Origin of the sequence: Pseudoalteromonas sp. XMcav11-Q (genome assembly GCF_040104525.1) — a bacterium.
Lineage (GTDB): Bacteria > Pseudomonadota > Gammaproteobacteria > Enterobacterales > Alteromonadaceae > Pseudoalteromonas.
The window spans coordinates 140,274-152,945 of the sequence record NZ_JBECOX010000013.1; the positions used below are offsets into that span (position 1 = coordinate 140,274).

Consider the following 12,672-nt stretch of genomic DNA (forward strand, 5'->3'; position numbering starts at 1 on the left):
AGAGTATGAAGATGAAAGCCGCAAGTTACTTAATGATTATGATAATGCTGGTGGCGTTAGCCAGTTTGTTTGTATTGAAGCGCCCTGATGGCAAGCCATGGTTAAATGTAAATTCGTTGACCAACAAGGTTGAGCAGCAGGTAACAGAATTAACGGATCAAGGTGTGACAGCGTTTGATAAAGTGAAAACACACACGAAGGAATTTGTGAGTGACGACACTCAGCAACCTACATCTGGGGTACAAGTGTATCGTTGGCAGGATGCTAAAGGACAATGGCATTACTCTGATAAACCCAATCCAAACGGCGAGTCGCAGTACTATCAATTAGATGAGCGTAAAATTACCGTGATAGCAGCTGAAGACACAAGTATTCTGAATAAACAACCAGCGCAAGCCGTAAGTAAAGAAACCGCTTCGGCATTACCAACTGCATTAAATCCAAAAGCGGTAAAACAGGTGATGGAAGATGCGAAAAACATCCAACAGCTGATGGACGATAGAACGAAACAGCTTGAAAAGGCGCTGGAGGAAAACCAGCGCTAAAGTCGTTGTTCAATATATTCTGCAATGGCGAGACTTGCGGTCAATCCCGGTGACTCAATCGCCATTAAGTTAACAAAGCCTGATATTCCATGTGTTGCCTCGAACTGAATTACAAAGTCACTTTGCTTTTCTTTGCTTAGTTTGGGTCTTATCCCAGTGTAATCCGCTGTAAGCCTACTCTCATCCAGACTTGGCCAGTACCGCTTTATTGCGGCGACAAAGCGCGCTTTTTGGGAGTCATCAAACTGGTAATCAATATTTTCAATATATTCGGTATCAGGGCCAAACTTGAGTTGCCCAGCTAAATCTACTGTCGCGTGTACGCCTAATCCATGCGTGTTAGGGAGAGGGTAGATGAGCTGTTGAAATGGGTGCTTACCATGATAGCGATAGTAACGGCCACGACAATAATAGGCGATGGCTTTGTCGCTATCGCCGGTAATTTTATTGAGCACATCGGGGGCATTCAGCCCCGCGCTGTTTATCAGCTGGTCACAGCCCATTTCGAACTGCTCGCCATCGCAGCGCATCGCAACAATAAAATCACTGCCTAATTGCTGCGCGTGAATAAACTCACTTTGCATTGCGACAATCCCCCCATTACTTTCAATCTCAGCGATGAGTGACAGTATAAATTGGTGGCTGTCTAAAATACCGGTGGAGGGAGAGAATAGTGCGCTATGTATTTTCAAATAGTTGAGCTGTTGCTCGATGGTCTTGGATGAAGCAAAGTCAATATCCGTGACAGAGTTAGCATGGGCACGCGTCTTAATTTGTTCTAGGCTTTTCGCTTCCTCTGCGTTTGTCGCAACAATGAATTTACCGAGTCGCTGAAAGGGAATGTTTAGCTGCTCACAGTGCGTGTAAAGGAGTGCTTTTCCTCGAACACAGAGCTGGTGCTTTAAGCTACCATAAGGATAGTAAATGCCCGCATGGATCACTTCACTATTACGGCTACTCGTATGCTCACCAATACGAGATTCTTTATCGATAACAATAACGCTGCGGCTCTGGCTGAGCTTTGCTGCTATCGCTAAGCCTACAACGCCTGCGCCAATAATTAGGGTGTCGACCTTTTCCACAAACTGAGTACCTTCATAAACGTAGACGCTCAGGGTGCAGTAAAACCAACCCAATATCAAGCTGGTATACGCTAATCTCGGTGCTCTCGACGCATTAGCAAAATGGTCAGATATATTTTAGTCGGTAAAGAACAAATGAGACCGAGCGCGACACAGCTCGCACCAATTATAAAACCGCTCGGACCAAGATCATTCAGCCAGTCGGTCGTTAACATGGTGTGGCCCGTGAAAATTAAAATCAATCCCGCTACGATGAGCATATGCAGAGGCCAAAGCTTTTGAGTTGACACAGTACCACCTCACTATTTTGTGTGTTGCAATAATAATGAGGTGGATTTGGTTTTTTGTAGTTGTGATAGATCAAGTTTTAGCGTGATACTACTGCGGCGGTCATTCTGGAAATGCAGCATAGTTCATTGCGACTGTTAGTGATGCGGATCTCCCATACAGATGAACGTTTTCCTAGGTGCACTGGCTTAGCTATAGCTGTGAGCATGCCTGTTCTCGATGCTTTTAAGTGATTAGCATTGATCTCTTGCCCTACACAGTAGAATTGTTCGGTATCTACAACAAAGTTTGCTGCGTAACTTGCAACGGTTTCCGCTAAAGCAACGTTTGCGCCGCCATGGACCATACCCATGGGGTTATGATGTTCAGGAATCGCAGGCATAGTAGCAACTAAGTAGTCGTCACCCACCTCGCTGATTTCTATCCCTAACGTTTTCATAAGCGTACCTTTACCTGTCATGCCATCTTCCAGCTTTTTGCATAACTCTACACTTACGGGTTTAAACCAGATTGCCATACTTGTCTCTCTTTTGAATACATATGCTTACATTTTTTTACTATGGCGATTTTTTTTCGTAGTTACAATCGTTTCATTAACATAAAGGGGAAAGTATGAAAGCATTATCACTGATAGGACTGTTAATTTATTCAGGTTTCAGTATGGCCAACTCTCACGAAGTAAGTGTTGGTTTCGGAGAGTTTTTAGAGATTGAGGATGGATTCTTAGGTGTTCAGTATCGACACTACCTTACTGAGTTAGAGAATGATGGTACACCCTATGGTTTACAGGGGTATCTGCAAAAGAGTAATAACTTCTCTGTAGGTGGTTTTAAAAATGATGATTGGCATCTTTATCAAGCTGATGCTGAGTTCTTTATTGGACGAGACTGGCGAGTTGCCGTTGATGTAACTCAATTTAGAGATGACTCTGCACTTTTTACTGCGACGCGAGATACGATAGCGCTGGTACAAGTGGGACGTTTTGTTAGTGAGAATATGCAGCTTGGTGTTACGCTCATTGGCGAGCGCTCAGAATTTGATAACTACGGAGTGGATGAACGAGATACAGAAACGGCAATAGCGCCATTTTTTCGTTATACAGAGATTGATAATGGCGTTGGATGGGATGTAAAAATGCAAAAAGTCGCAGCCGACATCGACTTTTGGCAGATCCATGCTGGCTATTATTTGGCTAAGAATTGGCAGATCTCTGCATCAGCTCGATTACGTGAAGATGATTTTGATCAATCCGTAGTGGAGTTACAGACTGATTATTGGTTTAGTTCACAATCGGCGCTGAAGTTTGGAATTGGCAGTGCGCTTGATGATGGTGGCATCAATACAATTACGCTGATTTACACTCAAAGGTTTTAAAAAAGACGGCCGGTGCCGTCTTTTCCATTAAAGTATTGCCAAATGAGGCCTATAGCATTTGTCTTAAGACGTACTGTAAAATCCCGCCATGTTGGTAGTACTCCCACTCTTTAGGGGTATCGATCCGGATATCCGCCGAAAACTTGATTTCTTTGCCATCCGCATTTGTTGCCGTGACTACCACTTCGGTTGATGTGTCGTATATCCCTTCAATTTCAAACTCTTCTTCGCCAGTTAGTCCCAGTTCTTCGTGGCCATCATCTGGTTTAAATTGTAGCGGTAATACCCCCATACCAATGAGGTTAGAACGGTGAATACGCTCGTAGCTTTTAGCAAGTACGGCTTTAATCCCAAGTAGTAAAGACCCTTTAGCAGCCCAGTCTCGTGATGAACCCGTGCCGTACTCACTGCCCGCGAGCACAACGAGTGGCGTATTACGCTGCTGATAATGCTCCGCAGCATCGAAAATACTCATAAGTTCGCCCTCAGGTAATAGGCGAGTAATACCACCTTCGGTACCCGGAGCCAATTGATTGCGTAAACGTACGTTTGCAAACGTACCTCGCATCATAACTTCGTGGTTACCACGACGCGAACCATAAGAGTTAAAATCAGCTTGTTTCACTCCTTGCGCTTGTAAATACTCCCCAGCTGGTGCCGAAGCTTTAATATTACCTGCTGGAGAAATATGGTCAGTCGTCACTGAGTCGCCCAGTTTAGCGAGACAGCGTGCGCCTTTGATACTTGGGATCCCAGGTGGCTCTTTACTCATATTATCAAAGAAAGGGGCTTTTCGAATATAAGTAGAGCTATCTTGCCAATCATAGCGCTCACTCTGATTTACCGCGATTTGTTGCCAATGTTGGTCGCCTTGGTAAACGTCTGCATAGTTCTTCTCAAACATGGCTTGTGTGACTGTCTGAGACACAAGTTCACTGACTTCTGAGACCGATGGCCAAATGTCTTTTAAGAACACATCCTGGCCATCATCGGTTTGGCACAATGGCTCATTGTAGACATCGATATCAGTGCGGCCTGCAAGTGCATAGGCAACAACAAGTGGCGGCGAGGCGAGAAAGTTCATTTTTACATCTTGGTGGATCCGCCCCTCAAAGTTGCGGTTTCCTGATAAGATGGAACTGACAACCAGCTGATGTTTAACGATGGCTTCGTTAATTTCTTTCGGTAAGGGACCTGAGTTGCCGATACAAGTCGTACAACCATAGCCAACTAAATCAAAACCTAGTTCAGCAAGCGGTTCCAATAGCTCGGCTTGTTTTAGGTAATCGGTAACTACTTTTGAGCCAGGAGCCAATGAGGTTTTTACCCAAGGCTTAGGCTTTAAGCCAAGTGTCTTTGCTTTTTGTGCAACAAGGCCTGCGGCAAGAATAACACTTGGATTAGAGGTGTTTGTGCAACTTGTGATGGCGGCAATTACGCAGGCGCCATCGACTAATTCAAACTCTTGCTCTTTAAATGTAACCTTACCGACGCCAAGCGTCGCGGGCTCATCTTGATCAACTCGAGAAGTCCCGCCTTCACCAACAGTGCGAGCTTCATCTTGATCTGACACGGCATTTTTTTCACTGCGCTCATGTTGGAATTCACCTAAATGGGCTTGAATTGTTTTGCCTGCGTCATTGAGAGGAATTCTATCTTGTGGGCGCTTTGGACCTGCAAGGCTTGGAACCACTGTCGCTAAGTCTAGTGTCAGTACGTCGGTGTAAAGTGGTTCATCTCCTGGTTCTCGCCACATGCCTTGATGTTTGGCATAACCTTCGATTAATGCAATTTTTTCTTCATCACGATTGGTTAGTCGTAGATACTCCAAGGTTTCGTTATCAATGGGGAAAATACCGCAGGTTGCCCCATATTCAGGTGCCATGTTGGCGATGGTGGCACGATCGGCAAGTGGTAAGTCTGCTAAGCCATCACCAAAGAATTCGACAAACTTACCCACTACGCCGTGTTCACGTAGCATTTGTGTCACGGTGAGTACCAAATCAGTTGCGGTTGTGCCTTCAGGCAACTGTCCTTCCAGTTTAAAACCAACGACCTGAGGAATGAGCAGCGAAATTGGCTGACCAAGCATGGCGGCTTCGGCCTCAATGCCGCCTACGCCCCAACCTAAAATGCCAAGACCGTTGATCATTGTGGTATGAGAGTCAGTTCCCACTAATGTATCAGGGTAGGCGAATGGCATACCATCGATTTCTTTTTCGAATACGACACGTGCTAAATACTCTAGGTTAACTTGGTGCACGATCCCGGTTGCGGGTGGCACCACTTTTAGATTGTCAAACGCGCCTTGCCCCCAGCGCAAAAATTCATAGCGCTCTTTGTTGCGTTGGTACTCTAACTTTGCATTAAGATCAAAGGCGCCATCGTGGCCATATTCGTCTACTTGTACAGAGTGGTCTATGACCATTTCAGCGGGTGATAAGGGATTGATTTTATTTGGATCGCCACCGAGTTTTGCCATAGCGTCACGCATTGCTGCAAGATCCACGATGGCTGGTACGCCTGTAAAATCTTGCATCACGACGCGCGCGGGCGTAAAAGCAACTTCTTTACTGGGTTTATCTTCCGGCTTCCAGTTGAGTAAGGCATCGATGTCTTGTGCAGTCACGTTTTTGCCATCTTCATGACGCAGTAAATTTTCTAATAAAATTTTAAGCGAAAACGGTAATCTTCTTGCCCTATCGCTTAAAGCTGGAAGTGAGTGAATATGGACCTGACGCTCGCCGACGGTAAGCTGAGTCAGGGTGTTATATGAATTATTCATGCTTGACCCTTTCCTTATACCAACTGCACTTAAGATTTGCTCTATATAAGAGGGAAGTAGAGCATCCAATTAAATGAATTGGTTTTGTTCTAAAAATGCATAACAAGGTGCATAGAATGTACCAGTTGCAGACTTGCCGTTTTTTTGTACTGCTATAGTCCTAGTGTTGATTGGACACTTTTTCAAGGGGGAAGTGCACTTTCGCGAAGCATCGGTGCACTAAAAAGGTGAGCATTTTTGTAATTAAATACGTCAGCGTGTGAGATTGCTAGCCAAAGGAAATGGGTTTTCGGCCTGTATTTTTGTCCACTTGTGTGTAAGATTTTCCTGACTTTTGTCGTTTTTTCTTACTCGGCGTTGGTGCCGTTTCGGCGCGTGGAGTGGCAACTGCACGCGGTTGCGGCGTTGCATCAGGTGCTAAGGTTAAATGAAATTCATCACCATTAAAATGCAGAATATCGCCTGAATAAATCTTTTTACGTTTTTGCGTACATATTTCATCGTTGACTGCTACATAACCTTCAGTGATCAATAACTTAGCATGTCCACCAGTTTCTGCTAAGTCGAGCACTTTCAAAAGGTTACACAATTCTATCGGCTCTTCTTCGAGCTCAATTCCAATAAACCCATCTTGCATTTTCATAACCTCAACATGCCGTATTTACCTAACACAGCCAGTGTCTTATTGCCTTGTACGACAGTATATAAAATTACTGCGGTGAATGACGAAACTTTTTCGTTAAATCCGGGGTCTTTAACATTACTGAAGCATTTGGTGTGTATCTTGCACGCCGTCCACGCGATTTGTTTTTATCAGTATTTTATGGAGGCAACGATGGGTATTCGCACAGCATTAAGAAAAGAGCTTATGAATGTAGATAAGACAGATCTAATGACCGCGGATGATGTACGTCACTATGTCAATGAGTCTCTCACACAAGCCAAGGATAAGCTTTCTGTCATCTCCCGATTTAATGAGCATCATAGTCAGGTGCAAGCAGGGCTGCCAAGTCAGGAACTGCACTTACGTCATCAACAGCATCGATTGTTTAAAGATATTCTTTACCCTAAATCTTCTGTTGAAAATTGGTTGTCTAGGTGTTAATTTGAAGCATTAATAAGACTGAGGTTGAAGCATACTTCCCTAGGAAGGTGCATTTCAAACCGAGGCGTAACACCAAGGATGACAATGCAACGTATCTTCGCAATTGCTACTTTATTATTGGGTGGCTGTAGCACCCAAACTTTACATATCTTTGAATCCGGCCTCGATGAAGGTACTAGAGCTAACTTAGTTCAAGCATTAGAAAAGCGAGATATTCATTATCGTTTTACCGAGCTTCCCGTACCGCTACAATATGAGAGTGCACAATTAAATATTCCACCGATGACTTCAGGCGACAATTGGCTTAGGGATATTGAATATGTAGTGAAAGAGATTGGTTTTGATACGCTGACAATTTCAGAATTTAATATGGAAGGGCACCGTTATACACCGAATAACGCGGGGTTGTATCTGGTGCAAAACAGAGCTGCTCAAGCATTGCCAGATCTATTGTTTGCCCACCAATGTAAAGATGATTCTATCCAATTGCAGCTGAAACCCAATGGTCATTGGCAGCAGGTTGGCACTGAGTATCGGGGGCGTTGGATCTATAAAAGTAATTCTCTTACGCTCACGTGGCATGAGAAATCCGAGCAGCACCCCTACCAGCAAGTGTATGCCGAGCGTGAACATACAGTGCAGACATTACAGGGACCCAAGCCTGCAAAAACATTTACCCGCCAGCAGCTTTTCGATGGGCCTGTGCCTGTATTTAACTGTGACTTACAAGTGATCTTTGCTGAGTGAGTTAATAACTCGTTGGGCTCGTGACACTTGCTGCAGGCCGAGTTTCACCTGTTTCGTGGCGGGGACAAATGGAGTAGGAGCCGTTTGCGAGCTCTGAATCACAGGATATTCATGAAGCAAATTAGCATACATGGATTGAGTACTCGGTTTCAGCAAGAAATCAATAAATAGCTCGGCATTGTGTGCATTGGGTGAATGCTTTGCTATCGCAACCGTGGTGGTAGAAATAGGCGTTTTTCCCGAGTGCATTTTCAGAAAGTGGATCTCTAGCTGTTCGGCAAGTGCCTTATCGCGCTTATTCTCGGAGTGCTGCATCATGCTCCAGTAATAGTGATTCGCCAGCGCAAATTCACATTGGCCTTGTGCAAGCGCTCGCAGTTGATCTCTATCTCCTCCAGCAGGACGCTTTGCTAATAGCGTATTAGCGTGGTTGAGCCATGAGGAGTCATTGCTATTTGAAGAAGCGTAGAGGCTCGATGCTAACGTCAAGTTATAACTATGAGACCACTGGCGAATGCAAAACTTACCCTGGTAAAGCGATTTATCTAAATCCGAAAAGTGCTCGGGCAAGGGTGTAGAAACACCTTTTTTACGGAATAATGCGCGTGTCCTTATCGAAACACTGAGCCAACGCTTATCATCATCCTTGAGTTCAGGATTTACTGCTTGCCAATTTGTGATCTTGTCGATAGGACGCAGTAGTGCTTTGTAATCATGCAGCTGAATTAGATCAGAGGTGAGCAACACATCGGCCTTTGAGTCCGCGCCATCGCTTTTGAGACGCTCAAGCAGTTGTGCTGATTTACCATTTACGAGGTTTACGGTGATCCCAGTCTCTTTTTCAAATGCCTGGAGGACAGGTTGAATTAATTCATATTTTCTAAATGAATAGACGTTTACTTGCGAGGTGTGGGGTTGCTTCGCAACCGCTTGACCAAAATGTACCCAAAAGAGCAAAAAAAGAAAAAGTTTACTTTTATTCATTGCAAATAAGAATTATTATCGAATAGGTGTAGCATACAATGTTCGATGAAGATGTCCAGATTTAAACGACGCGTTTTTACAAATGCCATTCTCCATAGTGCTCAGCAGGTTTTTAAGCGAAGGCTTCCTGTGTTGGGGTTCATATTGTTGTTCGCCTGTTTGATATATGTTGGCTTGATAGCGAATGTTTACTACCAAAACCAATCAGAAAGCAAAAGCGCGCAGGAGTTGACGCGGTTAGAGTACTTACTGGATAGTAAGTTGCAACACGTTGCCCACCTACTGTATTCGATAGACGCCTACCTCAATACCCATCAAGATGCTGACTTTTATGAGATAGCGCAATCACAGCTTACCACGGCGAATTTAGGGTTGAGTATGGAAACATACGCAGTGGTTTCACCTGAACAATTCTCCATATTAGAGAAAGTGCAGCGAGAAAGAGGGTATTTTGACTTTAAAGTTAGAGGCAATGTAGATGATCAGGCTAACCAATGGCTGGTGGTTACCCGTGCCGCACCTGTGTCTGAAGTTGGCCAGACAGTCGGGCAGGCGGAGGTACTTGAGAGAGATATTTTTGCAGAGCGGGATGAGAATGACTTAACGACCTATGTCCAGCCAAATAGGCAAAAACTCAGTGTATTGATAGAGCAACCGCGTTTTGGAGAGTTTAAAACGCTACTGGGATTAAGTTTTGAGTTACCTTTTTTATTGGATTCACTATTTGGCCAATTATATCAGCAGCGTAAGCAACACTTATTGGTCTCTTCAAAAAAAGAAATTATTTATAGCTCCGATTGGCAGACACGTTTCGACCTTCAGAATTTAACGCCAAGTGCGGTACACACCATTAATTTTTATGGTTTGCCCATTACCATGCAGTTGTATGATGAGGCGTGTTTACATCCAAGTTGGTTAAATAACCATAGCGTACTGATTGTACTCTTTTTAGGTATTCTGGCCGCCTGTATTTTATTGGTGTGGCTCCAGCTAAGACAACTGAAAAACCGCAATGACACCGTCAATAATTTAGTTGTTGAAAGAACTAAAAGCTTAGAGGTGTCTAACCACAGGTTACAAGTCGAATCTAATAAGCGCTTAGGGGCTTTGCAGCAACAGGTCGCTGCAGAGCGTAAGTATAAAAGTTTATTCGTTAATAGCCATGAAGGTTTATTTGTACTAGACCGCCTGGGCTACATTATTGACTCCAACCCCGCTTTCAATGCGTTACTTTTTGGTGGGCGTATTCCTTCGCCAAATACAGACTTTAGTGCGCTTATGCGAGACTCTGAGTGTCATGAGCAGTGGAACCAGATTGTTGCCACGAAGCAAGCTCACCAAGAAATGGAGTGGTTAGCAAAAGCGGAATCGGGAGAGCATATCTGGCTTAGACATTCAGGGCATTGGCTGCATCAACCGGATAGTTGCCAGTATGAGGGGAGAGTGACGGATATTACTCAGGCTAAACTGTTCCAAGAACAATTGCGATATAAAGCGCAACATGACAGCTTGACCGATCTGCTAAATCGTCAGAGCTTTGTGTCTTTGGTTGATAAGCTCCGTGAGCGTAAATGCGCCAAGTTTACTTTGCTATATATTGACTTAGACCGCTTTAAGCTAATAAACGATACCTTAGGCCATCAAGCCGGCGATAGGCTGCTTATCGAGTTTGCAACAAGAATGCGTATGCTGCTTAGTAGCTATGCCGATATTGCTCGGCTTGGCGGTGATGAATTCGCCGTCCTTATTTACGATGAGCATCTACATGAACCAATTGAGGGGGTGCTTGAAGATATTCTTGCACGGATCCGAGCGCCATTTCTGTACCATGGTAACAGCCACTGTGTAAGTGGTAGCGTTGGCGTACGTCACTTTACCGTTCCGTGTCTACATTGCGATGCTGAGAAGCTACTGCATGATGCCGATATTGCAATGTATGAGGCAAAGAAGCGAGGCAAGAACACTTATCATATATTCACTAATGCTATCGCTTGCGAAGCAGGTCGAAAGATCCAGATTGAGCAAGCGTTACAGGCAATAGTTATGTCTCGCGAACTAAACCTGAATTTGCAACCCGTTTATTGTCAAAAAGGGCAGAATTTAAAAGGGTTCGAAGCGCTACTACGCTGGAATAGCCCAACGCTCGGAGAAGTAAGTCCTGCGGAATTTATTCCCATCGCAGAACAATGCGCGAAGATTTCAGAGCTTGGTCGCTGGGTATTTGATCAGGCGATTAAGTTTATCAATGCCATAGGAGACAGCACCCTTTTTGTCGCGGTTAATGTTTCTCCGTTGCAACTCCAGTCGCAGGAATTTATCGATTGGTTAGTGTCTCGCTGTGAGGATGAAAATGTTGCGATGAAACAAATTAAGCTTGAATTGACAGAATCCGCCATGATGGCAGAGGAAAACATGCTTATAGGGCCGCTGGAGCAACTTCATCAGGCGGGATTTGGCATCTATATTGATGACTTTGGCACAGGTTATAGCAGCCTTGCCCGGCTCAATCATCTTCCTGTGGATGGCATTAAAATAGATAGGGCTTTTATGTCCGGCATTGAGCTGGGCGGTAAGGCGACGCAACTCATTGAAGCAATTTGTGCGATTGCGCACAGCTTTAACCTTGTCGTGACAGCCGAGGGCATTGAAACGGCAGCGCAGCTTGATACGTTATCAAGGCTTTATTGTCATCAAACGCAAGGCTATTTTATGTCGAAGCCGCTGGTTGTGGCAGAAGCTAAACGCCTCGCTTTGCCGAGCAAAAAAGTGCATCAGTTATTTGCCTAGTTAACCTGAGGTTTGGATAACAAAGTGACATCTTATGAGGTAATAGAAACAATGGTTGAAAAAGTAAAAATACCTATTGACCTTAACATGGGTTGAGGTTTTAACCTGCCTTCATCAACTTTTGGAGTCAGTCATGGAATTAGAAGCGAATATCAATCAATATCTTAGCAGCTTATCGTTACAGCACTTTGCTGGGATTGAGCTGGTCACCGAGTTACAACAAAAACACTTCTCTCGTTACGCCTTCTCAAGTATTAATGCCATGTATGGTGAGCGTATGTTGCTTGACCCATTACCACTATTTAACCGCTTAGTGATCAACAAACAAGGAGGCTACTGCTTTGAGCATAACAAGGTGGCATTTTTAGCGTTGCAACAGCTTGGGTTTACGGTAAGGCCGATTCTTGCGAGAGTAATGCTAAATGGTAGCCTCTCCAATCCTCGTTCTCATCGGATGACATTGTTAAATTTGGACGGCGAGCAGTATTTGGTTGATGTGGGGTTTGGAGTGAAGTCTCCTCGTGTACCGATTAACATCAATCAGGCCTTAACTATCCAAGGTCGGCAGACTTATCAGGTACAAAAAACAGCAGACACAGTTAAAGTTACTTTGTTAGAGGAAGGAGAAGCACCGCTCACTTTATATCATGTCGACCTTGCTGAAGTGTTCGAATCCGATTGTGAAGTGGCACACTTTTATTCCCATCAACATCCTGAAGCGGCGTTTGTGAATAACTTAGTGGTTTCTCGAATTACAGATTGCCATCGTTATTTACTGCGTAATCAGAGTTATTTTGAATGGCATGAATGTGATGGCAGTGTTACTGAAACTGCAGTTGAGAGCTTTGCTCAGCTGGAGCAGTTGGTAAAAGAGACATTTTTGCTTGAAACGCCAAGAGCAGTTTTAAAAAGCGTATACGATAAAGTCCTAACTCGCGCCGCAAATAAACCAGTCGAACGTTAATTCGACTGGTT

The 12,672-nt window shown here is 44.3% G+C and carries 12 protein-coding genes; 6 read left to right on the forward strand and 6 right to left on the reverse strand.

Annotated features, from left to right (window positions below; translation table 11 throughout):
- Nucleotides 1-5 precede the first annotated feature (5 nt).
- Complete coding sequence (locus ABMY45_RS19090) at nucleotides 6-545, forward strand: DUF4124 domain-containing protein (RefSeq protein WP_237117221.1); 540 nt, start codon at nucleotides 6-8, stop codon at nucleotides 543-545.
- On the opposite strand, the gene ABMY45_RS19095 is transcribed toward ABMY45_RS19090, so the two are convergent.
- The 3 genes from ABMY45_RS19095 to ABMY45_RS19105 form a co-directional block, all read right to left on the reverse strand.
- Nucleotides 542-1,627, reverse strand: a complete 1,086-nt coding sequence (locus tag ABMY45_RS19095; protein WP_349289348.1) for an NAD(P)/FAD-dependent oxidoreductase — start codon at nucleotides 1,625-1,627, stop codon at nucleotides 542-544. The two genes, ABMY45_RS19090 and ABMY45_RS19095, sit on opposite strands and share 4 nt — an antisense overlap.
- A gap of 71 nt (nucleotides 1,628-1,698) precedes the next feature.
- Complete coding sequence (locus ABMY45_RS19100) at nucleotides 1,699-1,917, reverse strand: hypothetical protein (protein WP_102055937.1); 219 nt, start codon at nucleotides 1,915-1,917, stop codon at nucleotides 1,699-1,701.
- A gap of 77 nt (nucleotides 1,918-1,994) precedes the next feature.
- Nucleotides 1,995-2,432, reverse strand: coding sequence for a hotdog fold thioesterase (locus tag ABMY45_RS19105; RefSeq protein WP_010607802.1), 438 nt, complete (start codon nucleotides 2,430-2,432; stop codon nucleotides 1,995-1,997).
- 95 nt (nucleotides 2,433-2,527) lie between these two features.
- Between ABMY45_RS19105 and ABMY45_RS19110 the strand changes: the two genes are divergently transcribed.
- Nucleotides 2,528-3,289: a hypothetical protein gene (locus tag ABMY45_RS19110; RefSeq protein ID WP_174170883.1), complete on the forward strand. Its 762-nt coding sequence runs from the start codon at nucleotides 2,528-2,530 to the stop codon at nucleotides 3,287-3,289.
- Between the two features lie 49 nt (nucleotides 3,290-3,338).
- Here the strand turns inward: ABMY45_RS19110 and acnA are convergent, their stop codons facing one another.
- Both acnA and ABMY45_RS19120 read right to left on the reverse strand, forming a co-directional pair.
- The gene (acnA, locus tag ABMY45_RS19115; RefSeq protein WP_174170882.1) at nucleotides 3,339-6,074 is read right to left on the reverse strand and encodes an aconitate hydratase AcnA; all 2,736 of its coding nucleotides are present in this window, start codon (nucleotides 6,072-6,074) and stop codon (nucleotides 3,339-3,341) included.
- Nucleotides 6,075-6,342: 268 nt separating this feature from the next.
- The gene (locus ABMY45_RS19120) at nucleotides 6,343-6,711 is read right to left on the reverse strand and encodes an RNA-binding S4 domain-containing protein (RefSeq protein ID WP_349289349.1); all 369 of its coding nucleotides are present in this window, start codon (nucleotides 6,709-6,711) and stop codon (nucleotides 6,343-6,345) included.
- A gap of 198 nt (nucleotides 6,712-6,909) precedes the next feature.
- On the opposite strand from ABMY45_RS19120, the gene ABMY45_RS19125 reads away from it, so the two are divergent.
- Together ABMY45_RS19125 and ABMY45_RS19130 are read left to right on the forward strand one after the other, a co-directional pair.
- Nucleotides 6,910-7,179, forward strand: coding sequence for a hypothetical protein (locus ABMY45_RS19125; RefSeq protein ID WP_010607806.1), 270 nt, complete (start codon nucleotides 6,910-6,912; stop codon nucleotides 7,177-7,179).
- 84 nt (nucleotides 7,180-7,263) lie between these two features.
- Nucleotides 7,264-7,926, forward strand: a complete 663-nt coding sequence (locus ABMY45_RS19130) for a hypothetical protein (protein WP_174170881.1) — start codon at nucleotides 7,264-7,266, stop codon at nucleotides 7,924-7,926.
- On the opposite strand, the gene ABMY45_RS19135 is transcribed toward ABMY45_RS19130, so the two are convergent.
- Complete coding sequence (locus tag ABMY45_RS19135) at nucleotides 7,903-8,883, reverse strand: extracellular solute-binding protein (RefSeq protein WP_227387582.1); 981 nt, start codon at nucleotides 8,881-8,883, stop codon at nucleotides 7,903-7,905. The genes ABMY45_RS19130 and ABMY45_RS19135 overlap by 24 nt on opposite strands.
- Before the next feature lie 156 nt (nucleotides 8,884-9,039).
- On the opposite strand from ABMY45_RS19135, the gene ABMY45_RS19140 reads away from it, so the two are divergent.
- The gene (locus ABMY45_RS19140) at nucleotides 9,040-11,697 is read left to right on the forward strand and encodes an EAL domain-containing protein (RefSeq protein WP_227387581.1); all 2,658 of its coding nucleotides are present in this window, start codon (nucleotides 9,040-9,042) and stop codon (nucleotides 11,695-11,697) included.
- A 133-nt stretch (nucleotides 11,698-11,830) separates the two neighbouring features.
- Nucleotides 11,831-12,661 carry an arylamine N-acetyltransferase gene (locus tag ABMY45_RS19145; protein WP_349289350.1) on the forward strand — a complete coding sequence of 277 codons (831 nt, stop codon included), beginning with the start codon at nucleotides 11,831-11,833 and terminating at the stop codon, nucleotides 12,659-12,661.
- The last annotated feature ends 11 nt before the right edge of the window (nucleotides 12,662-12,672 follow it).

Bases quoted from the DNA above. Each gene is read 5' to 3' on its own strand.
- ABMY45_RS19105 (WP_010607802.1), bottom strand. From the start codon at position 2,432: ATGGCAATCTGGTTTAAACCCGTAAGTGTAGAGTTATGCAAAAAGCTG.
- ABMY45_RS19110 (WP_174170883.1), top strand. From the start codon at position 2,528: ATGAAAGCATTATCACTGATAGGACTGTTAATTTATTCAGGTTTCAGT.
- ABMY45_RS19090 (WP_237117221.1), top strand. From the start codon at position 6: ATGAAGATGAAAGCCGCAAGTTACTTAATGATTATGATAATGCTGGTG.
- ABMY45_RS19120 (WP_349289349.1), bottom strand. From the start codon at position 6,711: ATGCAAGATGGGTTTATTGGAATTGAGCTCGAAGAAGAGCCGATAGAA.
- ABMY45_RS19125 (WP_010607806.1), top strand. From the start codon at position 6,910: ATGGGTATTCGCACAGCATTAAGAAAAGAGCTTATGAATGTAGATAAG.
- ABMY45_RS19130 (WP_174170881.1), top strand. From the start codon at position 7,264: ATGCAACGTATCTTCGCAATTGCTACTTTATTATTGGGTGGCTGTAGC.
- acnA (WP_174170882.1), bottom strand. From the start codon at position 6,074: ATGAATAATTCATATAACACCCTGACTCAGCTTACCGTCGGCGAGCGT.
- ABMY45_RS19145 (WP_349289350.1), top strand. From the start codon at position 11,831: ATGGAATTAGAAGCGAATATCAATCAATATCTTAGCAGCTTATCGTTA.